This is a genomic window from Cohaesibacter celericrescens (genome assembly GCF_002866925.1).
In the GTDB taxonomy this organism is placed as follows: Bacteria; Pseudomonadota; Alphaproteobacteria; order Rhizobiales; family Cohaesibacteraceae; genus Cohaesibacter; species Cohaesibacter celericrescens.
Window position 1 is genome coordinate 1 of the sequence record NZ_PKUQ01000003.1, and the last position, 26,133, is coordinate 26,133.

24 protein-coding genes and 1 pseudogene are annotated in these 26,133 nt (G+C 51.6%); 9 read left to right on the forward strand and 16 right to left on the reverse strand.

Annotation, left to right across the window (positions count from 1 at the left end; all coding sequences use genetic code 11):
* Window positions 1-280: 280 nt before the first annotated feature.
* The 10 genes from C0081_RS03565 to C0081_RS03610 all read right to left on the reverse strand — a co-directional run bounded on the left by C0081_RS03565 (window position 281) and on the right by C0081_RS03610 (window position 10,235).
* On the reverse strand, window positions 281-763 hold the full coding sequence (locus C0081_RS03565; protein WP_101532445.1) for a copper chaperone PCu(A)C: 483 nt from the start codon (window positions 761-763) through the stop codon (window positions 281-283).
* Between the two features lie 18 nt (window positions 764-781).
* A complete protein-coding gene (locus tag C0081_RS03570; RefSeq protein ID WP_101532446.1) occupies window positions 782-2,095 on the reverse strand; it encodes an ABC transporter permease family protein in 1,314 nt (437 codons plus the stop codon).
* Window positions 2,092-2,778 carry an ABC transporter ATP-binding protein gene (locus tag C0081_RS03575; protein ID WP_101532447.1) on the reverse strand — a complete coding sequence of 229 codons (687 nt, stop codon included), beginning with the start codon at window positions 2,776-2,778 and terminating at the stop codon, window positions 2,092-2,094. The genes C0081_RS03570 and C0081_RS03575 overlap by 4 nt, the downstream gene beginning before the upstream one ends.
* Window positions 2,779-2,781: 3 nt before the next feature.
* Complete coding sequence (locus C0081_RS03580) at window positions 2,782-3,198, reverse strand: hypothetical protein (RefSeq protein ID WP_210200375.1); 417 nt, start codon at window positions 3,196-3,198, stop codon at window positions 2,782-2,784.
* A 100-nt stretch (window positions 3,199-3,298) separates the two neighbouring features.
* Window positions 3,299-4,798, reverse strand: a complete 1,500-nt coding sequence (locus C0081_RS03585) for an alkaline phosphatase (protein ID WP_101532449.1) — start codon at window positions 4,796-4,798, stop codon at window positions 3,299-3,301.
* A gap of 398 nt (window positions 4,799-5,196) precedes the next feature.
* Window positions 5,197-6,459, reverse strand: coding sequence for an ABC transporter substrate-binding protein (locus tag C0081_RS03590; RefSeq protein ID WP_101532450.1), 1,263 nt, complete (start codon window positions 6,457-6,459; stop codon window positions 5,197-5,199).
* Between the two features lie 180 nt (window positions 6,460-6,639).
* A complete protein-coding gene (locus C0081_RS03595; protein WP_101532451.1) occupies window positions 6,640-7,470 on the reverse strand; it encodes a carbohydrate ABC transporter permease in 831 nt (276 codons plus the stop codon).
* Entirely contained in the window at window positions 7,467-8,390 is a 924-nt protein-coding gene (locus tag C0081_RS03600; protein WP_101532452.1) for a carbohydrate ABC transporter permease, read from the reverse strand. Before C0081_RS03600 ends, C0081_RS03595 begins: the two co-directional genes overlap by 4 nt.
* Window positions 8,391-8,394: 4 nt before the next feature.
* Window positions 8,395-9,519, reverse strand: a complete 1,125-nt coding sequence (locus tag C0081_RS03605; RefSeq protein ID WP_101532453.1) for an ABC transporter ATP-binding protein — start codon at window positions 9,517-9,519, stop codon at window positions 8,395-8,397.
* 80 nt (window positions 9,520-9,599) lie between these two features.
* Entirely contained in the window at window positions 9,600-10,235 is a 636-nt protein-coding gene (locus C0081_RS03610) for a TIGR00725 family protein (protein ID WP_101532454.1), read from the reverse strand.
* A gap of 110 nt (window positions 10,236-10,345) precedes the next feature.
* Here C0081_RS03610 and C0081_RS03615 point away from each other — a divergent pair, with 110 nt between their 5' ends.
* Together C0081_RS03615 and C0081_RS23830 are read left to right on the forward strand one after the other, a co-directional pair.
* Window positions 10,346-11,080, forward strand: coding sequence for a DeoR/GlpR family DNA-binding transcription regulator (locus C0081_RS03615; RefSeq protein WP_101532455.1), 735 nt, complete (start codon window positions 10,346-10,348; stop codon window positions 11,078-11,080).
* A gap of 194 nt (window positions 11,081-11,274) precedes the next feature.
* Complete coding sequence (locus C0081_RS23830) at window positions 11,275-11,604, forward strand: DDE-type integrase/transposase/recombinase (protein WP_425349443.1); 330 nt, start codon at window positions 11,275-11,277, stop codon at window positions 11,602-11,604.
* On the opposite strand, the pseudogene C0081_RS23835 reads toward C0081_RS23830, so the two are convergent.
* The 5 genes and pseudogenes from C0081_RS23835 to C0081_RS03645 all read right to left on the reverse strand — a co-directional run bounded on the left by C0081_RS23835 (window position 11,487) and on the right by C0081_RS03645 (window position 17,183).
* Window positions 11,487-12,279, reverse strand: a pseudogene (locus tag C0081_RS23835) (IS6 family transposase). The gene C0081_RS23830 and the pseudogene C0081_RS23835 overlap by 118 nt on opposite strands.
* A gap of 63 nt (window positions 12,280-12,342) precedes the next feature.
* Window positions 12,343-13,812, reverse strand: a complete 1,470-nt coding sequence (locus C0081_RS03630; protein ID WP_101532456.1) for a pyridoxal-5'-phosphate-dependent protein subunit beta — start codon at window positions 13,810-13,812, stop codon at window positions 12,343-12,345.
* The gene (locus C0081_RS03635) at window positions 13,809-14,732 is read right to left on the reverse strand and encodes an N-carbamoyl-D-amino-acid hydrolase (protein WP_101532457.1); all 924 of its coding nucleotides are present in this window, start codon (window positions 14,730-14,732) and stop codon (window positions 13,809-13,811) included. Before C0081_RS03635 ends, C0081_RS03630 begins: the two co-directional genes overlap by 4 nt.
* A gap of 10 nt (window positions 14,733-14,742) precedes the next feature.
* Window positions 14,743-15,990, reverse strand: a complete 1,248-nt coding sequence (locus C0081_RS03640; protein WP_101532458.1) for a M20 family metallo-hydrolase — start codon at window positions 15,988-15,990, stop codon at window positions 14,743-14,745.
* Entirely contained in the window at window positions 15,987-17,183 is a 1,197-nt protein-coding gene (locus C0081_RS03645) for a diaminopropionate ammonia-lyase (protein ID WP_101532459.1), read from the reverse strand. Before C0081_RS03645 ends, C0081_RS03640 begins: the two co-directional genes overlap by 4 nt.
* Window positions 17,184-17,437: 254 nt before the next feature.
* Here C0081_RS03645 and C0081_RS03650 point away from each other — a divergent pair, with 254 nt between their 5' ends.
* From C0081_RS03650 to hydA, 7 genes are all read left to right on the forward strand, one after another.
* Complete coding sequence (locus tag C0081_RS03650; protein WP_180966749.1) at window positions 17,438-18,286, forward strand: MurR/RpiR family transcriptional regulator; 849 nt, start codon at window positions 17,438-17,440, stop codon at window positions 18,284-18,286.
* A gap of 215 nt (window positions 18,287-18,501) precedes the next feature.
* Window positions 18,502-19,377, forward strand: coding sequence for a MurR/RpiR family transcriptional regulator (locus tag C0081_RS03655; RefSeq protein ID WP_180966750.1), 876 nt, complete (start codon window positions 18,502-18,504; stop codon window positions 19,375-19,377).
* Between the two features lie 161 nt (window positions 19,378-19,538).
* A complete protein-coding gene (locus C0081_RS03660) occupies window positions 19,539-20,621 on the forward strand; it encodes an extracellular solute-binding protein (protein ID WP_210200376.1) in 1,083 nt (360 codons plus the stop codon).
* A gap of 39 nt (window positions 20,622-20,660) precedes the next feature.
* The gene (locus C0081_RS03665; RefSeq protein ID WP_101532462.1) at window positions 20,661-21,737 is read left to right on the forward strand and encodes an ABC transporter ATP-binding protein; all 1,077 of its coding nucleotides are present in this window, start codon (window positions 20,661-20,663) and stop codon (window positions 21,735-21,737) included.
* 2 nt (window positions 21,738-21,739) lie between these two features.
* Window positions 21,740-22,609, forward strand: a complete 870-nt coding sequence (locus C0081_RS03670; RefSeq protein WP_101532463.1) for an ABC transporter permease — start codon at window positions 21,740-21,742, stop codon at window positions 22,607-22,609.
* A complete protein-coding gene (locus C0081_RS03675; RefSeq protein ID WP_101532464.1) occupies window positions 22,606-23,388 on the forward strand; it encodes an ABC transporter permease in 783 nt (260 codons plus the stop codon). Before C0081_RS03670 ends, C0081_RS03675 begins: the two co-directional genes overlap by 4 nt.
* Before the next feature lie 18 nt (window positions 23,389-23,406).
* Window positions 23,407-24,822, forward strand: coding sequence for a dihydropyrimidinase (hydA, locus tag C0081_RS03680; protein WP_101532465.1), 1,416 nt, complete (start codon window positions 23,407-23,409; stop codon window positions 24,820-24,822).
* Window positions 24,823-25,340: 518 nt separating this feature from the next.
* Here hydA and C0081_RS03685 read toward each other — a convergent pair.
* Entirely contained in the window at window positions 25,341-26,084 is a 744-nt protein-coding gene (locus tag C0081_RS03685) for a Crp/Fnr family transcriptional regulator (protein WP_101532466.1), read from the reverse strand.
* Window positions 26,085-26,133: the final 49 nt, after the last annotated feature.

The following is a 26,133-nucleotide window of genomic DNA, read 5'->3' on the forward strand; positions in this document are numbered from 1 at the left end:
CAGCTTATGACAGCTAGGTCCGCTGTGCCGCCGCTGTAGACGCTGCAGACGCAAGATTGCTGCATCTTGCATGAACGGCCGCTACGAGGAAATCGCATTGCAGCATTCAAGATCTGGCGATCGGCAGCTCAAGGCCGCGGTTGAATTATGGTAAGATCTCAGTCGACCATATCTGTATCGCGCTGCGCTAGATCGCTTGGAGCCTGTTCTTGACAATTAGAAATTATGGTCTGTCGTGAGGGCACTACAAATTACCCGGAAAGAGTAATTTCTCAATGCATCAATGACTGTGGCCTGCGTGGCTGTGGTGACCAGCATGGACATCTTCAACTTCGACGTAGAGCATCAAATCTCCTATGCTGGTATTAAGCTGAACCTCGAACACATCTCCCTCAACGAGTGGAGTGGATAGACCGCTCAACATAAGGGCGAGACCATGGGGTTCGAGATGAAGGTCATGATTGGGTTGAACAGGCATACTCGGTATGTCCTGCCAAGCTTCCGCACCATCCTTCAAAACAAAACCAACGAGCTGGCCCGACGAGGCGATTTCACTCTGACCACCATTTACAACAATGGCTGCGGAATTCTCATTCTCAAGTTCCATAAATACCAAAGTGGTGTCATCAGAGGTTGCTCGGGTCCAAGCATGGACAGCGTGAAACCCATCAAGATCTGAAACATGCTCTGAATGGTCGTCATGGTCTGCCGCCCCTGCGGCGAATGGCACCAAAAGTAATATGAGAAAAGCTAAGAGACGCATCGGTTCAGTCCTTTCAGACTAGGCACGCAAGCCCGGAACAACGGGTTGGCGCAGGACGACGGCTGCAGGAACCAAAGAGAGCAGCAATGTTACGGAAATGAAGCCTGCGAGGAGATGGATTTCACTCATCCCAAGTGAAGCCGTTACGAGGATATCAGTGCGCGCGGTCACCACCCCGGAGAAGATCGAAGCGGCCCCAATCCCGATCACTAGACCGAGAACTGAGCCAGCAAGAAGCAACGAAGCACCAAAGCACCAGACGACAGAGACTATAAACCGCGCAGGAGCGCCCAGTGCGCGCAGCAAAGCAATCTGGCGATGAAACAGGCGCGAAATGATGAATAGTCCGAGCAAAACTGCCGCGGCAACGAGTATCTGCGTGACAACCGCCATGAGCGACATGATTTGGCGTATGTCGCCGAGCAGCCTATAGAGTTGAGCAAGGACCGCACCAGGGAAAAAGGCCATGGTCTCGCGATCGCGCGTAAATTCAGAGCGCAGAGCATAATTGGCCCAGAGAGCCTCGGACCGGACGATAACGGCAGGCGTGCCGGGGAAATATTTGGCGGAAAACGGCGGTCCAATCTGATCGCGCCGTTCTGGGGCATGGCCATTGCCAAGACCGTGGACTTCCCACACAAGTTCTACCGGAACCAGAATCGCTCGGTCCCAAGGTGTGCCCGTGGGAGCTAGACGTCCGACGACAACCAGATTTGAGCCTTCATGGGCATCCGCTTCGGCACCATCGCCATGACCATGGGCGGGAGTGAAACTCTCTCCGACCTTAAGAGGAACAAGCGCCCCGACGAGGGCTTCGTGCGAGGTCTTCCACATGCGGCCATTTATCTGATCATCGGCGAGATAGCGGGCGAATTGCGCAGTGGTTCCGATCACCGACGCAGTCCCGTAGCTGTCACCAAAGGCGAGCGGCGCAGCGATTGACACATTTTCGTGATTGGCGATCTCATTGTAGGTTTCTCCATCGAGAAGAGGCATGTCAGTAGGTTGGAGAAACACGGTTGCCATCATGACGGTCAGCTCGCTTCCGGGGGCAGACACGATCAAATCAAACTTGTCGGCAGCCTGTGCCGTGCTGCGTCGCACCCCCCTCTCCTGCGCTAGAAGACCGACCCCCATGCCGACCGAGATCGCAATCAACAGGACGAACAGGATCGAGGATCCCCTGAAGCGCCAAAGAATTGCTCGCACCAACGACCAAGGTGCATAGCCATAAAGGGCGATGGTGCCAACAACCAGAGAAGGGGAAAGCAGCAGGAGTGTCAACAAGATGTCTTGAGACAGAGCTGAAAGGTTGTCCCAGAGCGCGATCATGTGGCTGCCTTTCGGTCTCCGGAGATGATGCCATCGGAGATGGTCAAAACACGGTCCATGCGGGAAATGAGTGACTGGTCATGGCTGACAGCGATCAACGTTGTGCCGCTGCTGCGCGCCAGATTAACAAGGTCCTCAATCAGCCGGTTGGCTGCGGCTCGGTCAAGGCTTGCCGTCGGTTCATCTGCGAGCAGAACAGGCGCTTGTGCGGCCATCGCGCGCGCTATGGCGACGCGTTGGCGCTCCCCTCCCGACAAGCTTACGACATTGCGGTCTTTTGTCTCTCCGCCCAGTCCAAGAAATTCCAGCCTTTCGGCGGCTTTCGTCCTAAGGGTTGCACGCTCTCGGCGCGGGCGAAAGAGCGCGGTCAGTGAGGCATTTTCGCCAGCATTGAGTTCCTCGAAGAGCAGAAAATCCTGGAAAATCATGCCAATTTTATCTGCACGAAAACCAGCACGTTGCTCTGAGTTAAGCCCCAGAAGATCCTGATCGCCCCAGCAAATTTTACCTTCTGCTTCCAATAGCCCAGCCAGCGAATAGAGAAGCGTCGATTTGCCCGCACCAGATGCCCCCACAATCCCGACAAGGGATCCTGCAGGTAGGTCTAGTTCGGGAACAGACAGCAAAAGACGACCACGTTTGCTCGAAACAGAGAGACCAGTAATAGAAAGCGGAAGTCCCATGGATCACTCGTAACTTGCGTTCATAAGTCTGACGAGACTCACAAACCCCGTCTCGGGATCGCGGTAGCTGCCGAGTTCCAGAATGCCGGAGGTGATGATTTTCACGTTATAGGGCACCACATCGACGACTCGCTTGGTATAAACGGCGAGAATATCGCTCGGCCATTCGGCTTCGTTTTCGCAAAAAGGGCAGACAGACATCGGCCTGCGGGTCAACACAAAGAAATTACTCTCCGCCTTGAGCGGCGGGGCCATATAACCATCGACAGAAATCCTCTTTCCTTGGCTCGACTTGGCTAGTTCGGAAATGGCTTTTCGATCATAAAGATAGCGCAACTTGATGGGGCCCTCAGCGGCCAATGCAGGGCGCGCCAGCATTGGGGCTGCGAGTGAAGCGGTCAGGAAGGTGCGGCGCGTCAACAAAGGTCTTCTCCATCAATTGTGCCTAAATAATGCCGGACAAGGCATAACAAGGGACCATGGCGATGCATGGCCCCTTGCATGTATCATATCGTCACGATTACTTGCCGGAATGAGCTGCGTGGTTCATCACGTGGAAGATAACATTCTGCTCGATGGTGCCGTCGACCAGGTGAGCCCAAGGGCCTTTGGCATAGATGGCAACATCTTCACCGGAGTGGGTTTCGGAGGACATTGGAATCAAAGCCTGTTGGAGATAATCTAGATCCATGGCCTCTTCCTGAGTGACTTCTGGGCGAGATCCGGAAAAATCATTCTTGCCTTCGCCTTTTTTCAGGATGGTACCCGAGCCGTTGGTATAGCCGATAACGGAGTAAGGCTTGCCATCGTCAGCTAGCGCCAGTTCTTCAGAGTATTTTTCGCCGGTTTTAGCGATCTTGTAGCACAGACCCTGAATTGGAGTGCCGCGACCACAATAGCCATTGAACGCAATTGCGTGTTCATGGTCGGCGGTGACAATGATCAGCGTGTCTTTGTCGTCGGTCATTTCATCCGCCAAAGCAACAGCTTCGGTCCAGATCATGCCATCTTTAGCGGTACGGGCGAAGTTGCCTGCGTGGTTGGCGTGATCCACGCGACCGGCTTCGACTTCCAGATAGTAGCCTTCATCGTTCTGGCTGAGGAATTCGATGGCCTTTTTCGTCATATCAACCAGAGAAGGCTCGGTGTCCGGACGGTCGGCTTCGTAAGACGTGTGGCTATCGGTCCACATGCCAAAGATTGGCTTGGACAGGTCTAGCGCATCAAACTCGTCTTTGTTGGAAGCATACTGAATGCCAGCCGCCTTGACGTCGGCCAACAGATCAAGGCCATCCTTGCGGTGTCCTTTGCCGTTATTCGGGGTCGTGCTGCCCTTGGGAACGAAGTAGCGGGAACCACCTCCGAGAGCAATATCAATGAAGCCAGACTTCAGTCCATCAACGAGCTGAGACGCGATGTCCTTTTGAGCAGAACAGCCTTCCGGCAGGCTGTCTTCCCAGTTGCGGTTTGCCGTTTTGGAATAGACGGCTGCCGGAGTTGCGTGGGTCAGACGAGCGGTGGTGACGATGCCGACCGACTTGCCCTCCGCTGCGACAATTTCTCCGAAGGTGGTCAGTTCGTTGCCTGCAACAGTGGAGCAATCATCATGGATGCCAGTACCGCCAAGATTGATCGTGTTGAAACGCTGTTTGACACCAGTGTTCATCGCCCCCGCAGTCGGTGCAGAGTCCGGTGTCTGGGCGTTGATGTTGTAGGTTTTAACGATGCCGTTGTAGAAACCGTTCGTCTCGTAGGGAAGAACATGCTCTTCGCCTAGTTCGCCGAGCTGCTGGCCGACATAGAGGCGCGTTGCGTAATTGGTGCCGATGCCGTTGCCATCAGCGATCATGAGAATCACATTCTTGGCGCGACCTGTGTTCTTTTCGCGCGCGATCAGTTCCTGAATGGTGGTTTCTCCAGCAGTAAACCAATCGCTTGTTTTCTGCACATCTGGCAGATCCTGAGCGCTAGCTGCAGTCGTTGCTGTCAGAGCCATAGCAAATATCAATGTCGATCTCATGGGGGAATTCCTGTTGTGTCGTTCGATTAACGGCGACGGAGCCAATGGTACAGGAATGGTTGTAGGGACGCTTTGTTACAGTTATTTGTAAGCTGTCTTGTTTTTTAAGGAAATTTAATACCACCTTTTGATCAAGGCCTTGAATCAGAAAACCTCTGACACGTCACACTCGTACGTGCAGTAGATCGTTTACATTCCGCCGGCATAATGGCAATCGAAAATATGGCATCGCCACATCTCTGGGTGCTTTTAAGTATCGAAATGGCGAGTGCTTTGTCATCTGGCGAGGGAAACTCGCCACTGCCCGCCTCAGGTCAATGTCTTCTGACCGTGCTGTAAAAAAGAAGACCCTGACAGGGCCTTCTTTCATGTTTGATTATGGAATTAAACCGGACAGATCATTTCATCCCAAGCTTGCTGCTGACATCTTTGGCAACGGCTTTGATGGTTTCTGCCGGATCAGACCCGTCAATCACTTCAACGATGCCTGCCGCAATAAGATCAGTAACAGCGACACCTTCTGTACCTGGATAAGAGTACCAAGGACCAGCAAAACTGGATACCTGAGCATGTGCCCGTTTGGCATTTGGGTTTGCCGAATAAAACGCACCAAGATAGCTTTCGTCTTCTAAAACAACCGCGTTGGTTGGAGCATAACCTGTGTTCTCAACAACAATCTTTGCACCCTCGGGTCCAGTCACAAAACGCATATATTTCCATGCCGCTTCTTGTTTTTTTTCATCGTCCGTCAGCATGACGACAGCAGATCCGCCGGTTGGGAAGTAGATCGACGTCTTGTCGTTGGCTGCGGTGATGAAGGGCAAGAGAGTCACGTCGAAACGGTCACCAGCGCCCTCGACCATGCGGGTGAGATAAGAAGAGCTATCGATATAAACGCCCAATGTGCCTGCAGCGAAGGCCTGCCGGGCATCATTGCCGGAGTATTTTTTCATCCCAGCTTCCTTGGCCATGCGGCCGTAGAATTCAGCTGCCTTTACGCCCGCTTCGCTATCAATGGTGATCGCGGTTTCGTCTTCATTGAGCGGGCGGCCGCCATAGGACCCCAGCACCGACTGGAAGCGCCAATCATGTGCCGCAATCCATGCTCCGTCTATTGTTTCACCCAGAGAGTTGATTTTGGCAGACAGTGCGATCAAACCATCAAAGTCTGTTGGGAAATTTGCAACAGACCCACCGGCTTTCTCAACAAGATCAGGATTGACATAAATGACGAGGGTAGAAGCAGATGCCGCCAACGCCCATTGCTTGCCTTTATACTGACCAAGAGACCGAAGTGCGTGGGTGTAACCAGCCTTTTCAAAAGCAGCCTGATCACCGATAAAACCGTCTAGGTCTTTGGCAAGGCCACGAGACTCCAGAATACGCCAACGGTTAAGGCCAAGATAGGCAACATCTGGCAGAGTGCCAGCAACAGACTCGCGCAACAAACGTTGAACACCATCGGCATAGGATTCTGCAGGGCTGTCGAGATCAATTTTGATGTCGGGGTTTTTAGCCATGAAAGCTTCGGACATTTTGTCCTGCACATCAGCCCAAATATTGGGGATGGCATAGTGAACGCGCAAGGTGACATCTTCAGCTTTGACAATACCAGTGGACATTAGGCCAGCAGCAAGAGTTGCCAGAATAAGTTTTTTCATTGGAACATTCCCAATTGAGACATTAATAAAATGTGGGTTTGGGGGTAAAAATCCAAAGGACCCCAGTGAATGGATTTGAGCGGAACGTTTGCTACGTCCTTGTCTTTATTTATTGATTAGGTGGCTTGTTAATCTGCAGTGCCTTTGTAAATGGCATGTGAGAATAGAAAGATGCATGTGTCATCCCTTGATGCCAGCCATGGTCATGCCTTGAATGAAGGCGCGTTGCGCCAAGAGAAAGCCAAGGATCAGAGGAGCGGTGATAATGGTGGCGGCAGCCATGAGTGGGCCAAAATTGGAGCCGGCTTCTTCATCTCGAAAAAACAGAATGCCTCGAGGCGGTGTTGCTAAATCAGGGTCAGAGACCGCAATCAACGGCCAGAAAAGGTCATTCCAATGCGCAACCACCGAAAAAATTGCAAAAGCCGTGGCTGCGGGCCAAGCAAGGGGGAAAGCAATCCGCCAGACGATGGAAACTTCCGATAAGCCATCAACCCGCGCAGCATCCATTAAATCGCGTGGAATGGTCGCAAAATACTGGCGGAATAAAAAAATCCCAAAGACGGAAGCCGCAAAGGGCAGCACCAAGGCACTGTAACTGTCGAGCAGTCGCAACTTGGACAGGCCGAGAAAAACCGGGATCGCCGTAACGTGATAGGGCACCAGAAGCCCTGCCAAAACCAGCCCCATGACGAGAGCCTTACCGCGAAAATCGCGTTGTGCCAGCGCATAGGCGCAGGGCACGGCGATGAGAATTTGCAGCCCGAGAATGCCGAAACAGACCATCACACCGTTGAGCAAAAAACGCCCAACCGGCACCTGTGTGACAGCTTCTAAATAATTGCTCCACTCAAAGCGCGAGGGGATGAAGTGTATGCCCTGCTGAAAGATTTCATCCGCCGGCTTAAGCGACAAAGAAATCATCCAAACAAAAGGCAATAAGATGATTGCGGCCCCTACCAACAACATAGTAAGCGCAAGCGCACGAGAGAGGATGCAAGAAAGTCTCATCGATAATGCACCTTTTTTTCAACAATGCGGACCTGAGTAAGCGTCAAGATCAACACACCAATGAAAAAGACCACGGTGATGGCACTGGAATAGCCCGCTTTGAAATAGACAAAACCTTCGCGATACATGGCATAAATCAGCGTATCGGAGGCAAAGGCAGGCCCTCCCTGTGTTAGGGTGGCCACGGTCTCAAACACGCGAAACGAGCGCGTTGCTGTAATGACCAGAACGAACAAGGTGGTCGGCCCCAACATCGGCCAAGTGACCGTCCAGAAACGATCCCACCAATGGTCCGCTCCATCAATTTCAGCTGCATCATACAATTGAGACGGGATGGCAGACAGGCCCGCCAGAAACAATACCATATTGTAGCCGATGGTTTCCCAGAGCCCGATCACGGCAAGGGTATACATAACCAATCCCCTGTCCGACAGCCATTCCTGACCAGGAAGACCAACTTGCGCGAGCACCTGATTAACGAGGCCAAGGCTGGGATGCAGCAACATCTGAAAAACAGTGGCCATGGCAACAAGGGTCGCCGCCACAGGCATGAAATAGGCGGTGCGTAAGAACGCCGCCATGCGCGGACTCCAACGAGCGACCGACTGAATACCCAGCGCAACGATCAGCGCCAAAAACATCGACAGGGGCATCACCAAGGCAACATAGAGCAGAGTGTTGACCACAGCGCGTCGACCAAAGCGGTCGGTGAACATTGAAATATAGTTATCAAACCCGACCCAATTGAAGCTCTGCGCACCAAATTGATAGTCGGTGAAGGAAAAGAGCGCGACGAGCAAGGCCGGTATAAAAATGAGCACGATCATCGCGATCGTGGCAGGCCCCGTCATGATCATCGTAGTCATGGCTTCTTGAATGCGATGGCGGGTTTTTGCTTTCTGTGCAACAAAAGGGTTCATTCACTCAGCCCTTCCGCCTAATAATGGCATTATCGGACAGGCGTCGGCCGGTTGCATGATCAAAAAGATGAATATCTTTGGCCGCAATATCAAGCCGGACAAGATCGCCCACCTGCGGTATGCGTTCCACATCTTTCTGAGCAATACGCAAGATTGTGCCGTCGTCAAGCGCAACATCAAGCAGCTCTCGTCCCCCCAGATATTCTACGGCAGTCACATGTCCAGATATAAGGCCATCGTCACTGATAAAGAGGCTTTCGGGGCGCAAACCAAGTATGATGAACCTGTCTACAGCCTTGCTGAGCGCAAATGCAGAAAAAGAAGCCGGTAAATTTGCACCATTGGGTTGGATGGTTACAAGATTGATCGGGTGTTCGCCGATGAAAGCTGCGACATCAGTGTTGGCTGGTTTGGCATACAGATCTCTGGGTGGAGCAACTTGGTGAATATGCCCTCCCATCATCACAGCGACCTGATCAGACAGGCTCATAGCCTCGGTCTGGTCATGGGTAACATAGATAAAGGTTTTTCCAGTGCGTTTGTGCAGCCGACCGATTTCTTCACGCATTTGACCGCGCAACTTGGTGTCCAAATTGGAAAGAGGCTCGTCAAACAGGAAGGCAACAGGATCGCGCACCAATGCCCGCCCCACAGCCACCCGTTGTTTTTGCCCGCCTGACAGCTCAGATGGCTTTCGGTCAAGTAAGGCCGTCAGTCCAAGCAATTGGGCAATACAATCGACCTCAGAGCTATTGGCAGCACGTTTACGTTTGGCAGACGCAAGTAAAGACGTAACAAGAGGTAGCCTTTCTAGGCGGCTCATGGAACGCATCGCTAGCGGCAGAACGATATTATCTCGTACGCTCATATGTGGATAGAGTGCATAGGATTGGAAGACCATCGCAATGTTGCGTTCAGTCGCACTTTTATATTGCACATCCTGACCATCAAACAGCACCGCACCGGACGTTGGCTGGTCCAATCCAGCAAGAATGCGCAACAGAGTCGACTTGCCGCATCCTGATGGCCCGAGCAGCGAAGTAAAGCTGCCGTCCGGGATAACCAGATCAACGGCATCAAGAACTCGATTGCCGCCGAACGCGCGTGTGAGGGATTTTAACTGGATCACCTAATGCCCCTGATAGACCTGCAAGGTTTCGTTGTAAGCTATCTTACAATTATGGGAGTTAGATGTTAGTTTTATGACATCTAGCGAAGATGCAGAAGAATTGGTACCAACGCGTTGATGGCGCTCTCAACGGTCTCTAAATGCTGCACCCCATCAATGTCGGGAGCCTGACAGAGACCAAAGACCTGCTTGCCAAAATTGAGACCGAATGCGGCTTCACTATGGGTGCCATATTGGCCGCCAACGGCAACGAGAGCCAAAGAAGATTGCGCAATAATCGCATTGCGCGCATGGCCGATCCCGGTGGCCAGAGGAAAGGTTACATAGTCATTGGCATCCCGCCAATCGTCCCCTCTCAAAAACCCTAATATTTGGCCGCCCTCTTCATATGCTCCACGGCTTGCAGCTTCCATAACGCCGCCGCGTCCGCCACAAAGAATCGGTACATTCAATTTGGCCAAGGCTCGCCCTAGTTTTTCGGCTGCCTCACACATATCTTTGGTCGGCTCGTTGGGACCAATGACCCCTATAGGCAAACGACGTGCCGTCGGACGGCCATAGACATATTGTACAGCGTCAAGTGGAGCCAATTGAGGAAGGTGTTCAATGCGGTCATCACAGTCGGCCACGACTTTAGGGTTCCATCGCCAATGGCGTTCATCGAGCCGTGCACCACTTTCATCTATGAGACATCCATCATCAACTCGGAAATTCATTTATTCGCCTCTTGCCTTCACGTGATCGGACTGTGTAGGATATCTTACACAAAGTTCATTTGTAAGATAACTTACAGCCAATTAAACGTCACTTTTATGACAAGGTCGCGATGATGGATGCTCTATCACCACGTCAACAACAAATTCTTGAACTGGTAGACCGCGTTGGATTTGTGACCATTGAGGCGCTTGCAGAAAGCTTCAAAGTATCTGCACAGACCATTCGCAGGGAAATCATCACACTTGACAGCAAAGGCATCCTGCAGCGCTTCCATGGCGGCGCAGGACGGGCCAACGGCACAGACAAACTGCGCCTTGGGCATGAGTATAAAAGCCAGCAAGAGCATCTCGAAAAAGAAATCATAGCAAAACAAGTTACGCAGCATATCGCGTCAGGTGATACACTTTATATTGACGTCGGCACGACAATGGAACGCGTTGCGCAGGAGCTTAATAAATTTGATCAATTGACGATCTTGACCAACAGCATCCTTGTGGCCACCAAGTTTGATCATGCGCGTCATTCCGTGAATGTGCTTGGCGGTGAAATCGCCGGTCAGGATGGATCCCTGGTTGGGGAGCAAGCCGTTCAGCAACTGCGCAATCTTCGGCTGGACCATGCCTTGATCGGTTGCTCTGCAATTGAGCCAGACGGAAGTGTGATGGATTTTGATCAACGGAAGATAGCAATAAAACAGGCTGCCAAATCGGTTTCGCGGCACAGCTACCTTCTCGCCTCGCAGCACAAGTTTGGCCGTACCGCTTTTGCCCGAATTTGTCATATGGATGAATTTACAACAGTCATTTCAAACACTGGCAAAGGCATTATAACGGCAACCGGGTGACTGTCGGTCCATGAGGTTGCAAACTGCCTTGATTCAGAAGATTTCTTATTCCCGTCATCAATTTTCGCCGCAAGTCATTCAGCATGCGATCTGCTCTATTTTAAGTTCTCGCTTAGCGACCGGGATGTTGAATATTTACTGGCGGAACGGGGGAGATGTTTCCTACGAGACCGTTCGCCGCCAGGTTATGAAGTTTGAATCGATTTATACGAAAACTACTGAAGAAACAACGCTTTGCGCCAGGTACTGTTGTGACCGACAACCGACCATCTTACGCAGCTGCATTCAGAAAAATGAACCTTTCCAATACCCGTGACTTTGGGGGCAGAAAGAATAATCGGGCAGAGAATTCTCACCGAGAAGTTCGAGAAAGAGAACGACAAATGCAACGGTTTAAATGGCGCTGTCAGACAAACTTGAACTTGACCAAAGAGGACCAACATCTTCGACTGTTATGCCGCACAAAGACCTCGCCACTCTGCGAGAGCGGCTTACGGTTCAGCTTGAAATTTAGTCTGCTGTAGAGGCTTCGCTCTTGATTGAAATGGTTGTAAACTGATGCGTGGATGGAAACAGATTTCTGTAAAGTCCGCATGCGCCTAAAGCGGTTTATTGAACGTTCCCTTCGTCGGAACGGAAGGTGCGAATTCTCGGCTCTATTATTCCGCCAGCGACCTGTCTCATGCCAATCGACGTTGCCTAACTCCTTCATCGCGGCACCGTAGGATCGCAATCTGTCTGTTACCAACGAAAGCGGACACCCATGGCGTTTCATGGTTTTCTTGAGGAATTTCAATGCCGATTTATGATCACGGCTCTTCGTGACATAGGATTCCAAGACCTCGCCCTCATGATCTACAGCCCGTCACAACCTCTCGGTGATTGCTACGCACTCACCTGCCGGTCAATGGATAGTGCATTTTGCCGTTGATTTTGACGAAGACGTCGTCCACATGCCACTGTCATTGCGTCAAGCATCTCGACCTTTCAACTCGTTTTCTCCTGATCTCTGAAGCAAATATTGAACCGAACCTGTTCCACCAAAACCAGATGGTCTCATGGCTCACGTCAATGCCGCGCTCGTGCAAAAGGTCTTCAACATTACGGAGAGAAAGTGGAAATCGAACATAAAGCATCACCGCAAGGCGAATGATCTCAGGGCTGGTTTTGAAGTTGCTAGAAGGAGAGCGGCGGCTCATCCTATGAGGATAAATCACCACCGCCCGACTCTCGTCAATTTCCTCTATCTGCGCCGTTGATGCTCAACTCACAAAGGATTTGATAAGATCGTCCCACTGGGGCAGATCATCAACCAATTGATCCCAGAAGCCCTGATCGCGGCGACTATCAAAATCTTTGATATCGACGCCTTGCTGTTCAACCCAGGTATAGTAGCCCAGATTGAAAATACGTTCGCGATCAACACGGTTAAGTTCCAACACATGATCGACAGACGCCCCAATGATTTGCGCGCCAAAGGCCTGTGCCGCAACAGTCTTGTCGAAACGATTGCCGAAATACTTTTGCAAGGCTTTCGGCTGTTCAGTGCTGTACATTTCAGCGCCGTCTGTCGCGACCGTCATGATAACATCATTGGCTCCAAGCTTTTGGTATTTGGCCAGCTTGATGGCTCCCAGGATATTGGCAATCGAGGAGAGGCCTAGATCCGACAGTTTCTCGATTAGTTCGGGCTCCACCCCGCGATAGTCCTTGAGATAGTCCTGACCATCGGCGCGGTTGAATACAAGATTGATCATGTCGGATCCAGCCTCTGACAGGCCAATGACATAGTCCGAGTTCATTACGTTATGAATGAGCGGCACATGCTTGTCGCCGATGCCCTGAATATTATGATCGCCATAGCCATTATAAAGCAGGGTTGGACATTCCAGAGCTTCCACGACAGCAATATCAGCCCCGTAATGCTGTTTGAGATGATCACCAGCGGCCAGCGTCCCCGAAGAACCGGAAGCCGAGACGAAACCAGCCATATTTAACACACCGTCTCCATTGAGCGCATCAAATATCCGGCCCAATGCGGCTCCTGTGATCGCTCGATGGGCAGCATAGTTGCCAAATTCTGCAAACTGGTTGAGGATCACATTATCAGTATCCTGACTGAGTTGGTTGCAGGCGTCATAGATTTCTTTGACATTGCTCTCACAGCCCGGCGTACGGATGATGTCCTCATTGCTGAGAGCCCAGCTTTCCAACCAGTTAAACCGCTCCTGACTCATTCCTTCAGGAAGGACGGCGACCCCGTGACATTCCAGAATGCGCGAAATGGCAATACCACCACGGCAATAGTTACCAGTAGACGGCCAGACAGCACGCTGGGAATAGGGATCAAAATTGCCCGAGACCAAACGCTGCACCAGGCAGGCATAGGCGGGCAAGACTTTATGCGCCTTGATCATCGGAAAACGGTTGCCCAAAGCAATGACAATTTTGGCATCAACGCCTGTCAGTTCCTTGGGCAGCACGATATGCCCGGGCACATCGACGAGCCCTTTACGCTCCGCATCATTGTGCCAATGTACGCGGAAAAGATTGCGTGAATCTGCGGCATCGGGATCAACCGTGGCCAAGTCTGTCGTCATATTCCCCAGATGGGAAACCGGATCAATCAGATCTGCAAATAGAGGCAGGCGAATATCGTATCGGCGAAAAGAGGCGGCAACCCTCTTGAGGGCTGTCTCGTCGGCGACTTCAGGTTTGAATACAAATGTCATGATTTTTTCGGCTCGGTAATTGGGGTATAATTTTCGGGTTCACGGTAACGTTTGAAATTGAAAACATTCTCGCGGATTTCATCACAGCGATCCAAATCGCACTCAAAGAAGACGATTTCATCTTCCAGAGTCTTTGCCTGAGCCACAATCTGTCCGGTCGGGTCAATGATGCATGAGCCGCCAATCAACTCGCACCCTTCTTCCTTGCCAGCCTTGGCAACGCCGACGATCCACGACCCATTCTGATAGGCCCCCGCCTGCATGACGAGTTCATTATGGAAATCTTGCAAGTGGTCATGTTCTGGTGCCTGCGGATAATGCACCGGCGTGTTGTAGCCGATCATGATCAACTCAGCACCGCGCAGACCTAAAACGCGATAGGTTTCCGGCCAGCGACGATCATTACAAAGGCACATCCCCATTTTGCCACCCAAAGCATTGAAGGTCTGGAACCCAAGATCGCCGGTTTCAAAATAGCGACGCTCCAGATGCTGGAATGGGCGCCAGGATTCATATTCGCTATGACCGGGCAGATGGATTTTCCGATATTTGCCAACAATCTCGCCATTTTTGTCAACGATGATCGCCGTATTGAAATGACGGTCCTTGCCGTCTTCGGTGGTCAATTCTGCATAGCCCAGATAAAAACCCATCTGATACTTCTTGGCAGCATCAAACAGAGGTCGGGTTTCTGCGCTTGGCATTTCCTTTTCGAAAAATGCGTCAATATCGGCCTGATCCTCGAAATACCAACGAGGGAAAAAGGTGGTCAGAGCCAATTCAGGGAACACGATCAATTCGGCTCCCAGATTGTGCGCCTCTTCCATAAGCTTGAGCAAACGGACAACAACTTCCGCACGCGTTTCGTCTCGGGCAATAGGCCCAACTTGCGCAGCGGCGACTTTCAGTGGACGGGACATAGCCGTATCCTTATTTTTCTTCAGCTTTGGTTAAAGCGGCTTGCAGCAGTACATTGGCCCCTGCCTTGATGTCTTCGGGGGAGGTATATTCTTCAATATTGTGGCTAATCCCCCCTTGAGACGGAACGAACACCATCGCGGTCGGACAAACCGGTGCAAACATCTGAGCATCATGACCCGCGCCTGAAGACATGCAGCGCACAGAGCGTCCCTGTTCCATGGCCACGTCTGCTATGAGATCAACCATATTCTGATCGAACATCACAGGTTCGAAACGAGCCAAAGTGCGCGAGGTGTAGCGCACGCCTTCGGCCTTGCAAATCGCGGCGATTTCTTCTGCCAGACGTTTTTCCGCCTGTTGCAGTTTCTGCTCATCAATGTTGCGCATATCGACTGTTAGGCGAGCAGAGCGCGCAATCACATTGACCAAATTGGGATTAAGTTCATTGACCCCGACGGTCACAACCTGTCCGTCCCCGATTTCTTCGGCGACCTTGCGTGCAGCAACCGCAACGCTGGCAGCGGCAAATCCGGCATCATGACGCAGGCGCATCGGCGTCGTTCCCGCATGGTTAGAAATGCCCTCGATCACATATTCCGTCCAGGAGATCCCCTGCACACCAGTGACAGCGCCAATCTGCTCTCCCTCTTCTTCCAGAACAGGCCCTTGTTCTACATGCAGCTCAAAAAAGCAGTAGGGATCAATATGCCCCGGCTCGGCCTCACCGGCATATCCGATGCGAGCAAGCTCTTCTGCAATCACAAACCCGTCAGAATCCTTGATGGCCAACGCGGTTTCAAGATCCAGCGATCCACGATCCACCGCACTTCCAAGCATATCGGGAGCAAACCGGGCTCCTTCTTCATTGGTAAATGCGGCAACAACAATAGGGCGAAGCGGAACATAGCCGCTATCCTTGAGCACCGAGATGACTTCCAATCCGGCCAAAACACCCAGATTGCCGTCATACAAACCGCCGGTGGCTACCGTATCAATATGGGACCCCAACACGACTGGAGACAGGTCTTCTCTTCCAGGCAGAAATCCCATGAGGTTACCGATTTTGTCGATAGTCACCCTAAGCCCGAGCTCTTTCATCCAGTCAACGACCCGATCTCGGCCAAGCTTATCTTTATCACTGAGCGCCAGTCGACACACGCCGCCGCCCTCGAGAGCCCCATCCTGCCCCAGAGACATAAGGCGCCCGAGTAAGCGATCACTATCAATACGCAGATTGCTAAAAGTCGGGTGTGTCATCTTCCAATTACCTCATTTGCTGATTTACCAACAATCGCCTTATAGGCTTCCGGATCCGTATCCCCTTCGCTATTAATCACGAAGATTCGACTTTCTGGTCCAAGCCCCATTTGCTTTCGAAGAGAATTGTCCTGCGCTGCCGCAACAAGGCCGGCAAGGCCGGAGATGCCCGTTTCACCAGCCACGACAGGGCGATCGTCGGTGCCCTGTTCCGCCAAATACCGCATCATGACAGGCACTGCGTTATCATTCAGCGTCACCATAAAATCGGCACCCGTCGCAAGCACCGGCCACGCAATGAGAGAAACCTCTCCGCAGGCCAGTCCGGCCATGGCCGAGTCGACATCCCCTGTCACAGCAACCGGCTCACCTGCAACAAGGCTTTCATACCAACAGGCGCATTGGTTCGGCTCAACAAGGATCGTGAGAGGTCGTTTCTCTCCATAGGCCTGCCAGAAACGGGCCGCACTGGCAGACGCCATACCACCAACACCCGCTTGTAAAAAAACATGGCTAACGGGCGGCTCATCCTTCAATTGCTCCAACGCTTCGTCGACCATCAGCATATAGCCTTGGGTCACATCCCGCGGGGCATCTATGATGCTGCCATCCGATGTATCCGGAATGACGAACCAGCCCTCTTCTAAGGCAGTGCTTGCCGCTTTGCGCACAGCATCGTCAAAGGAGCCGTCCACTACACGGATTTCAGCGCCATAAGCCGCAATTGCATTCTTTCGTTGCTGAGACACGGAAGCGCAGACAAAGATGACGCATCGGCAGCCATACTTGCGGGCCCCCCAAGCAACAGAACGCCCATGATTGCCGTCCGTTGCTGCGGTCACTGTCAACGAAGCCATGCGCTCCCTTGCCATGCCGGAGGAAAGATCGGGATTGTCTACACCCGTCTCTGAAGCGAGATAGCGCGCCAATACTCGGCTAACGGCAAATGCGCCTCCAAGGGGCTTGAAACTATTCAAACCAAAACGCGTGGATTCGTCCTTGAAATAAATCTTGCCAACATTCAGTTCACTGGCGAGGTCAGACAGGTCCCTCAAGGGAGAGGGTTCATACCCTGCCCATCCGCAGACCGTCTTGCGCACCACATCTATTCCGTCCTTTTTGAAAGGAAGAGCTGGTAGAACCCGATCCGCCATCGGGTTTCGAGCCGCACGCTCAAGAGAAATATCTATCATGGTCTTTTCTTGTTCTGGTTAGAGCAGCCCTCATAAGCCTTGCCCGATCCACTCAGTGGAGCGCACTTCTTATTGGAATGAGCTTCAGGGTTTGATTGAAAATCCAATCAAACAAACAGTCGCGAAATTTTCATGCCGATACTCCCGCAAACCTGCTATGGCTCCAAATCTGAAACAATAGTAACGATATGTCAATATTGATTGATACACAAATTTCAAATACTGTAGAGGGAAATCAAATCCTCGAGGCGAATATGAACGACACCCGAGCCAAGTCCATCGAAGTCCGCATCCATGAAGAATATGATCATCTTCCTGAATCCGAACGCAAGCTTGCCGACGCTATTCTGGATTCTCCGGGCGACCTGAGCTCCTACACAGCGACCGAGCTGACATCTCTGGCAGGCGTCTCCAAAGCAGCTGGCACGCGCCTTTTCCGGCGTCTGGGTTTTGCCAGTTTCGATGAGGCAAAACAGCTTGCACGGGATCGAACCCACTGGGGATCACCGCTTTATCTGGAGCGCAAAAACCGGAAGAATGTTCTTCCAATTTCTGACTATCTCAATGAAGAGGCCAGCATTCTGAAGAACAGTCTGATGCGATTGAACGCCGAGGACATCGATACTGTATGTGAGAAGATCATCGCCGCCCGCAGAATCTTTCTTCTCGGCTACAGAAACAGCAATATGCTCGCCAACTATCTGCGCTGGCAATTGTTGCAATTTAGGGGAGATGTTCATCTGCTACCAACGGGAGGTGAGACAGTCGGTGAATTCACTGCCGATTTCTTGCCCGACGACTTGCTGATTGTCTTTGCGCTCAGACGTCGCCCAATTCGGCTAGACGCCATCATGAAAGCGGCCAAAGACAAAAAAATCCCTATATTGCTGTTCATTGACCCGACCGCACGGGGCCAACCGGGTCTGGCAAACTGGACCTTCACGATCCATGTCGAAACCAGCTCCTCATTCGATAGCCTTTCAGGTGCCTTATCGGTCGCTCGCTATATCGCCATAGCGTCACTTAACCGAGCCGGTTCCCGGGGAAGGGTTCATCTTGAAGGCATCGAGCACCAGCATGAAGTGCTGGGGGAGTTCGAATAACTCATCATCCATGCAAAAATTTGGGTTACACGATTTCCGCCTCCCTTCCTTGTCTTGCGCCAAACACATATTCTCATCACGGCCTAGAAGATGCCAGCCACAGTCTCATTCAAACCGACGAACAGCTTTTCTTCCTTTGAAATTTTTGTCAAAAGTGATAGTTCTGCAAGCTGATTTTGAAAATTATTTTTCATCGAAAGATAATGAAGGCAAAAATGAGCGATCAGAAAAAACCCAAAACAATAGATATCAGAATCTCTGAAATCTACGACCAGTTGACCAATTCAGAGCGCAGACTGTCCAATGTCGTGATGGAATCCCAGAGCAACCTCGCCAGCTTTACAGCCGGTGAGCTGGCCGATAGAGCCAATGTTTCCAAGGCCACCGCCGCTCGATTCTTCAAGCGTTTGGGCTATGCCAATTACAATGAAGTTCGTCGCATCAACCGCCAGACAGAAGACTGGGGCTCTCCTCTCTACGAGTTGACCGGCATTGGCACCAAACGCCTGTCACAGGGTGATTTCGGACTGCATATTGCGCAAGACCTCCAAAATTTAACACGCACAGCAGAAATGCTAGATGCAGAGAACCTCGCAGAAGCTATCGATAAACTGGTCAACGCAAAGCGAATTTGGTCGCTGGGCTTTCGCAATTCGACGGCATTGGCATTTTATGCCCGTGCCCTGCTCACCAATCTCAAACCAGATGTGCGCCTAATCCCGAGCGCTGGCATGTCTTTTGGCGAAGAGCTGGCGGGCATGAACGAAGACGACGCATTCCTCATTTTCGGCTTTCGCAGAAGACCGGCTCAATTGCGCGATGTAATGGAAGCTATCCATGCAGCAGGCCCCACAAGCATCCTGATTACGGACATGACCGCAAGCCGCACATCACAGCTAGCGACGATCACTTTGCGTTGTCATTGCAGAGGACACACCATGTTTGACAGCTATGCCACCCCGATGAGCCTGATCAATTACATCTGCTCCGGCGTGAGCCAGTCTCTTGGAGACCAGGCCGTACAGAGACTAAGAGAGATTGAGCAATTGCACGGCAAGCTGGATCAGCTGGACGCCTCGGTTACAGAATGAAAAGTGCATAAAACTTAATCAATTGCCCAAAATTGAAACAAATTTTTCATATTGATCTTTTTATGAAAAAGTATTTTAATTCAGGTGATCACTGTCAACGATGATCGACCTAACCAGAACAAGCAACACTCTCAACAAGAGTGACTTGAAAGGGAATTAATATGGCTTTTCATATCAATCGCCGCGACCTTATAAAGACCGTGGCTGCCGGTGCTGCATTGAGCGCACTATCTCCGATCAACCGTGTCATGGCGGCAACTGAAATATCCTGGATGACTTGGGAAAATTTGGCTAAGCCTGAATATCTCAAGGCATTCGTAGATGCCAATAAAGGCATCGACATTGCAAAAACCTTCATTGGCACCGATGACGAACAGTTCGCTAAACTTCGCGCAGGCGGTGCCGATTCGGTCGACCTGATTACCCCTGGTCTCGATAAAGTTGAATATTACGTTGAATCCGGTCTGCTGCAGCCGATCGATTTCGACAAGGTCTCAAACGGCAAATTGCTCTATGACGCCTTCAAGTCGTCCCCCTTGGGCAAGAAAGACGGCAACACCTACGGCATCCCGTTCTACTGGGGCATCAATCCGGTTGTATACCGCGCCGACCTGATGGATGAAGAACCCGATTGGTCCGTTTTCTTCGAAGGCGAAAAATACAAGGGCAAGCTTGCCATGCGCGATTATGCGCTGGAAGGCATCATGATTGCCGCCATGTATCTGGGTATTCCGCGCGAAGAAATGTTTGTCATGGATGACAAACAACTGGCTGAAATCAAGAAGGTTCTTATGGCGCAGAAAAAACTCCTGCGTACCTATTGGAATTCCATTTCTGATTTAACCAACCTGTTTGCCTCTGGCGAGGTCGTCTGTGCCTTCTCATGGGTGCCCCCTTACTATGACCTCAAGGCTCGCGGTCTGGACATGGGTATGGCGAAACCGAAACAGGGCGTTATAGGCTGGTGCGACACGCTCGCGATTCCTGCTGGTGTTGAAGGCGAGAAGCTGGATGCCGTCTTTGAACTGGTTAACTATCTGCTTGGACCGGATTATGGCAAGGAACTGGCTGTTGGCGGCCCTTACGCGCAAAGCACCTCTTCCGCACGTGACCTGATTTCTGATGAACAGAAAGACAAAATCTTCATCAGTGACCTTGAGGTCATGGACTCATTCGTCTGGAAACAAAACCCGCCTCGCTACAATGAGTGGGTTGCTCTCTGGAACGAAGTCAAAGCTAGCTAAATCCAAATAATACTTTCCGCATTTTGCAAGGCATCTGAAATGAATAAGAAAACCCCTCCTCTGTTAACGGGGATCGCGGTTCACAAGGAATATGGTCCCGTGCATGCCGTTCGCGGCATAGATTTCACTATCGAGTCAAATACTTACGTGACACTCTTAGGGCCTTCAGGATGCGGAAAGACCTCTCTTCTACGCATGATCGGAGGGTTTGAAGATATTTCCTCCGGCATGATTGAATTGGATGGGCAGTCTCTGGCTGGCACCCCAGCAAACCAGCGCCCCATCAACACCGTTTTTCAAAGCTATGCGCTCTTCCCTCATCTCTCCGTCAAGGAAAATGTCGCATTCGGCCTTGCTTACCGCAATATGTCCAAGGACGAGATGGAGAAAAAAGCTGAAGCGGCGCTTTCCATGGTGCAGATGCTGGAAATGGCTGATCGACGTCCGCGTCAACTGTCCGGCGGTCAACAGCAGCGCGTCGCATTTGCCCGCGCGATTGCCAATGAACCACGAATCTTATTGCTGGACGAACCACTTTCGGCTCTTGATCGCCGCATGCGCAAAGATATGCAGATTGAACTGAAAGATTTGCAGCGGCGGCTTGGCACGACCTTTTTGCATGTCACCCACGACCAGGAAGAAGCCTTTGCGCTCTCCGATCATATCATGGTGATGAAGGATGGTGAAATCGAGCAGCAAGGCACCCCAACAGAGATTTATCGTCATCCCGCGACCGCCTATGTCGCTGACTTCATCGGTGGAGCCAATCTCGTTCAAGGTAAAATCACGGCTCTCGCCCCCGATAACAACGCAGTCATCGAAACCGCTGTCGGCACGTTTACCGCTCCAGCTTTGCCTAACTTGAAAGCTGGTGACAAGGCAGCCCTTGTGCTGCGTCCGGAACTGATGTCCCTGTCATCATCGGAAGGCATCCCCGCCAAAGTAACCCACACCGTATTCCGTGGTGCCGAATGGCTTATCGAAACCCGCCTTGCCGATGGCACTGAGCTTAACCTGATGCTTCAGGATGTCGAACCGCCAGCACTGGATAGCAATACAACCCTCGCCTTTGACCTGGATCGCGCATGGATCACGGCTTCGAAAGGAACGGAATAGCCATGAGAAGCACAACTATCGGCAATTCTTTATCGGTTCCGGTTTTTGCAGCAATTACCGCCCTATGCATCGCCCCTCTGGTCATTCTGTTTGTTTATTCCTTTTTCTCAGTAAACTTCGTGGCCATCATCAAGGACCCATCCTTCAAGAATTACATTCGGATCGCAGGCAGCAGCACTTATCGCTGGTTGATTTTCAAGGCTTTTCTGTCCGGTGCAGGCATTGCCACGGTCACCGCAATCATCGGCTATCCAGTGGCTTGGTTTATCGCCAAGCGCGTGACCGTCTACAAATCGGCACTTCTAACGCTGCTGCTCGTGCCCCTTTACACTGGAGATTTGGTGCGTATTTTTGCCTGGCGTATCTTGCTTGGCGCAGAAGGCGTGCTCAATAGTCTTCTCATTTGGATGGGGTTGGTGGAGAAGCCCATCAGTGCCTTGCTATTCTCTCCATTGGCCACCCATATCGTGCTTGCCTATAATTACTTGCCCTTTATGGTCATCGGTCTCTGGCTCGCGTTCGAGGCTTTGGACGACCGTCTGCTTGAAGCAGCCCAAGATCTGGGTGCCGGTTCGCGCAGTGCCTTTCTACGGGTCACCATGCCTCTCACCATGCCCGGCCTCATCGCCGGAAGCTTGATGGTTTTTGTCATGGTCGTTGGGGATTACCTGACGCCTCAACTGCTTGGCGGTGCCTCTGGCATTACCATCATCAGCGCCATCAACGATCTTTTTGGGACCGCTTTCGACTGGCCTCTGGGCTCGGCCATCGCGTGGACCATGTTGACCATTCTTGCCCTGTTCTTCGCGCTTGCCGCCATTGTCATCAGTCGCTCTACGCTGGGCAAGGCGCTCGTGGGAGGTGAAGCATGATTAGTCGAAAACAGACAATTCTTGCCTATGGCTGGATCTGGCTTGTCTATATCCTGATGTATCTGCCCATTGCCATCATCGCAGTCTTCTCCTTCAACGCCTCTGAAATCATAGCTTTCCCCCTTCAAGGCTTCACCACCGACTGGTATGCTCAGGCCTTGACCGATACGCGTCTGCTGGGGGGCTTGAAACTAACTTTTCTCGTTGCAATCCCCACAGCGCTCTTTGCGACCATTTTGGGTGCTATGGCTGCGTTGGCGCTGACCCGTTACCCCATGCGCTATCGCTTCCTTCTGCTCATCTTCGTTCTCATGCCCTTTCTCATCCCGAAGGTCATTCTGGCACTTGCCCAGCTCATCCTTCTGGCAGATCTCGGTATCGGACGCAGCCTATGGACCATCATTGCAGGGCAAACCATCGTCATCCTGCCCTTCACAACGCTGGTCAACGCCTCGGTCCTGATGCGCATCGACAAGCGCCTTGAAGAAGCCGCTTTCGATCTTGGTGCCGGACATTTTTCTGCCTTCTGGCGGGTCACCCTGCCTCTGATGAAAAACGGTCTGATGGCCTCATGGTTCATCGCCTTTGTGCTGTCCTCTGCCGAATATGTTTTGACATCCTTCCTCAGCGGACGAGAACAACCGCTCTCCATTCTGGTCGCATCAGATTTTCGTTTCAACGTGTCTCCTGCGCTGGACTCCATCGCGCTTATGCTGGTCGTTGCCAATATCGCGCTCATCGGCCTTGGCGAGTTCATTCGCCGAAGAGCACAAAAATAATTTAGAAAGGGCTATCTCATGGCTGATTTTGACTTGTTGATCCGGGGCGGCACATGCGTCACGGCGGCTGACACCTTTTCTGCCGATGTCGCCATTAAGGATGGGGTCATCGCCGCGACGGGCAGGGAATTGGGCTCTGCTGACAAGGAGATCGACGCCTCGGGCTTGCTGGTCATGCCCGGCGGCATTGATAGTCACGTTCATCTGGCCCAACCCTCTGCCTCGGGCACACCGCAGATGGCGGATGGTTTCGAAACCGGCACGCGCTCGGCAATTGCTGGTGGGACGACAACCGTTATTCCTTTCGCCCAACAACCCCGTGGTGTCGGCCTGCGAGAAACCCTTGAGTCCTACCACGAAAAGGCGCGAGGTCAGGCCTATTGTGATTACGGCTTCCATCTGATCATCACAGATCCGACTCCACAGGTTCTTGGACAGGAATTACCCGCTCTGGTCAAAGACGGCTACACATCTTTCAAGGTCTTTATGACTTATGACGATATGGTACTGAATGACAGGGAACTGCTGGAAGTCTTCGATTGCGCCAAAGATTGCAAGGCATTGGTCATGGTCCATTGCGAAGGCTACGATGCCATTCGCTTCATGACTGAAAGACTGGAGCGCCAAGGCAAAACTGAGCCTTACTATCATGGCGTTTCACGCCCGCAGATTGTCGAGCGAGAAGCGGCCCATCGCGCCATCAGTCACGCCCAATTGATCGATGTGCCCATCATGATTGTACATGTCTCTGGCAGGGAAGCGATGGAGCAGATCCGCTGGGCTCAGCAAAAGGGCATCAAGATTTTCGGAGAAACCTGCACCCAGTATATTGCCCTCACAGCCGATGATATGAAGGGCTTCAACATGGACGGAAGCGGTAGCAAATATGTATGCTCGCCTCCCCCTCGTGACCATGAAAGCTGGGATGCCATCTGGGAAGGTATCCGCGGAGGCGTGTTCCAAACATTCTCATCTGATCACTGCCCGTTCTTTTACGATGGACCGCAAGGTAAAATGACAGGCAAGGCAAAGGCGTCCTTCCGCTGGGTGCCGAACGGATTGCCAGGCGTTGAAAACCGCATGCAAGTCTTTTTTTCAGAGGGTGTCAGCAAAGGGCGGATCACACTCAATGAGTTTGTGGCCCTTACCTCGACCAACCACGCCAAAATGTATGGCCTGTATCCGAAGAAGGGGTCCATTGCACCGGGCTTTGACGCCGACATTGTGCTCTGGGATCCGAACAGAGAGGAAGTCATAACGCAAAGTGCCATGCATCATGCTGCAGACTACACTCCCTATGAAGGACAAAAAATCAAAGGGTGGCCAGTCATGACATTGCTGCGCGGCAAAAAGGTTTGCGAAGAAGGCAAGATCACAGGCGAAGTCGGCGACGGGACTTTTCTCAAGCGAGATTATTCGGCCTTTGTCTCTTAACCACCCGAATTGAAACATTGTAACCGTACCGAGTGAAATTATGCCGCACAAACTCCTCGCCAACTTGCAAGAGGGCACTGTCAGAGGAAAATCTTGAATACTTAAATTGGCTTTGGGTCCACGTGGAAGGATCTAGAAAACCGTTAAAGCTCAATGGCGATGGAGTTTCGATTAGGCATTCGAGCCAAGTAAAGAATTTTCCTCTGACACTACCGAAATCGAACACAAAGCATCACCGCAAGGCGAATGATCTCTGAGCTGGTTTTGAAATAGCGAAAAAGGGGGGGTGTCATCCTACGAAGATAAGTCACCGCACTGCCCGCCTCAAGCAATTTACTCTGACCTTACTACGATAGATCATCAGAGTGGCGGGAAGCTATCTGCAATGGCAGCTTGGCTCACAACTGCCCCACGGTTTTCCATGCTCTCGCGGCATGATTCCGGTCTGTCGAAAACGCCCGGCATTAATCCTGACGGATGCTTTTTCGTCAGCGCAAAATGAAAAGTGACCAGCAGCGTTATTCGTCTTCATCAGCATATAACTGTCTGAGCGCATTGATATTGACGATTAGAATTTTACCGTACTTAGCATCTATCCATCCTAATTTTTCCCACGCGACCAACCGTTTGTTGATAGTTTGGCGGGTCGTGTTAATAATTGTCGCCAGATCGTCCTGTGTCAGATAGAGATTGATCAGAACTCCCCGTTCGTGCGGCTCACCATATCCCTCAGATAGACTCACTAGCCGCTTTGCCAAGCGTGCAGACACCGATAAAAGTGTGCTGTCATGCAGCATGGCGAAGGCATTGCGTACCACTTTACACAGCAGTAACGCCAGAAATCGATTAAAAATCGGGTAACTTTGCAGAAGGTGTTCTACATCGCAGGGTTTGAGTGTCAGGAGTGTGGTTTTACCGATCGCCCTGGCGTCGTGGGTACGGAGGGATTTATCGATCATGCCAATTTCGCCGAACCAGTTGCCAGGCGAAAGATAGCGGAAAATACATTCTCTGCCGTCGGCAGAGACTGTACTTGCCTTTACGGAACCGGTGATGACCGCATAGATGCCAAGCGATTCATCACCGCGATAGTGAATGATTTCGCCATTCTCGTATTGATACAAATTGGCGCGGGACATAATCTGTTCAATGAGATAGTCCGGTAGTGCTCGAAACCAACTGCTACCAAGTAGAATATGGTTGATCTCTTCCGACGAAATGACGAGGTTATGTGACGGTACTTCGGTCAATATCTTAACCATCGTTGTGGCTCCTGAGGACGTTTGTTGTCGTAGCACTGTATCATTTGCT

Coding starts and splice junctions, on each gene's coding strand:
- C0081_RS03675 (WP_101532464.1), top strand. CDS start 22,606: ATGATTAGTCGAAAACAGACAATTCTTGCCTATGGCTGGATCTGGCTT.
- C0081_RS03650 (WP_180966749.1), top strand. CDS start 17,438: ATGAACGACACCCGAGCCAAGTCCATCGAAGTCCGCATCCATGAAGAA.
- C0081_RS03670 (WP_101532463.1), top strand. CDS start 21,740: ATGAGAAGCACAACTATCGGCAATTCTTTATCGGTTCCGGTTTTTGCA.
- hydA (WP_101532465.1), top strand. CDS start 23,407: ATGGCTGATTTTGACTTGTTGATCCGGGGCGGCACATGCGTCACGGCG.
- C0081_RS03685 (WP_101532466.1), bottom strand. CDS start 26,084: ATGGTTAAGATATTGACCGAAGTACCGTCACATAACCTCGTCATTTCG.
- C0081_RS03655 (WP_180966750.1), top strand. CDS start 18,502: ATGAGCGATCAGAAAAAACCCAAAACAATAGATATCAGAATCTCTGAA.
- C0081_RS03595 (WP_101532451.1), bottom strand. CDS start 7,470: ATGAGACTTTCTTGCATCCTCTCTCGTGCGCTTGCGCTTACTATGTTG.
- C0081_RS03575 (WP_101532447.1), bottom strand. CDS start 2,778: ATGGGACTTCCGCTTTCTATTACTGGTCTCTCTGTTTCGAGCAAACGT.
- C0081_RS03565 (WP_101532445.1), bottom strand. CDS start 763: ATGCGTCTCTTAGCTTTTCTCATATTACTTTTGGTGCCATTCGCCGCA.
- C0081_RS03600 (WP_101532452.1), bottom strand. CDS start 8,390: ATGAACCCTTTTGTTGCACAGAAAGCAAAAACCCGCCATCGCATTCAA.
- C0081_RS03645 (WP_101532459.1), bottom strand. CDS start 17,183: ATGATAGATATTTCTCTTGAGCGTGCGGCTCGAAACCCGATGGCGGAT.
- C0081_RS03610 (WP_101532454.1), bottom strand. CDS start 10,235: ATGAATTTCCGAGTTGATGATGGATGTCTCATAGATGAAAGTGGTGCA.
- C0081_RS03615 (WP_101532455.1), top strand. CDS start 10,346: ATGATGGATGCTCTATCACCACGTCAACAACAAATTCTTGAACTGGTA.
- C0081_RS03660 (WP_210200376.1), top strand. CDS start 19,539: ATGGCTTTTCATATCAATCGCCGCGACCTTATAAAGACCGTGGCTGCC.
- C0081_RS03585 (WP_101532449.1), bottom strand. CDS start 4,798: ATGAGATCGACATTGATATTTGCTATGGCTCTGACAGCAACGACTGCA.
- C0081_RS03665 (WP_101532462.1), top strand. CDS start 20,661: ATGAATAAGAAAACCCCTCCTCTGTTAACGGGGATCGCGGTTCACAAG.
- C0081_RS03630 (WP_101532456.1), bottom strand. CDS start 13,812: ATGACATTTGTATTCAAACCTGAAGTCGCCGACGAGACAGCCCTCAAG.
- C0081_RS03635 (WP_101532457.1), bottom strand. CDS start 14,732: ATGTCCCGTCCACTGAAAGTCGCCGCTGCGCAAGTTGGGCCTATTGCC.
- C0081_RS03570 (WP_101532446.1), bottom strand. CDS start 2,095: ATGATCGCGCTCTGGGACAACCTTTCAGCTCTGTCTCAAGACATCTTG.
- C0081_RS03640 (WP_101532458.1), bottom strand. CDS start 15,990: ATGACACACCCGACTTTTAGCAATCTGCGTATTGATAGTGATCGCTTA.
- C0081_RS03590 (WP_101532450.1), bottom strand. CDS start 6,459: ATGAAAAAACTTATTCTGGCAACTCTTGCTGCTGGCCTAATGTCCACT.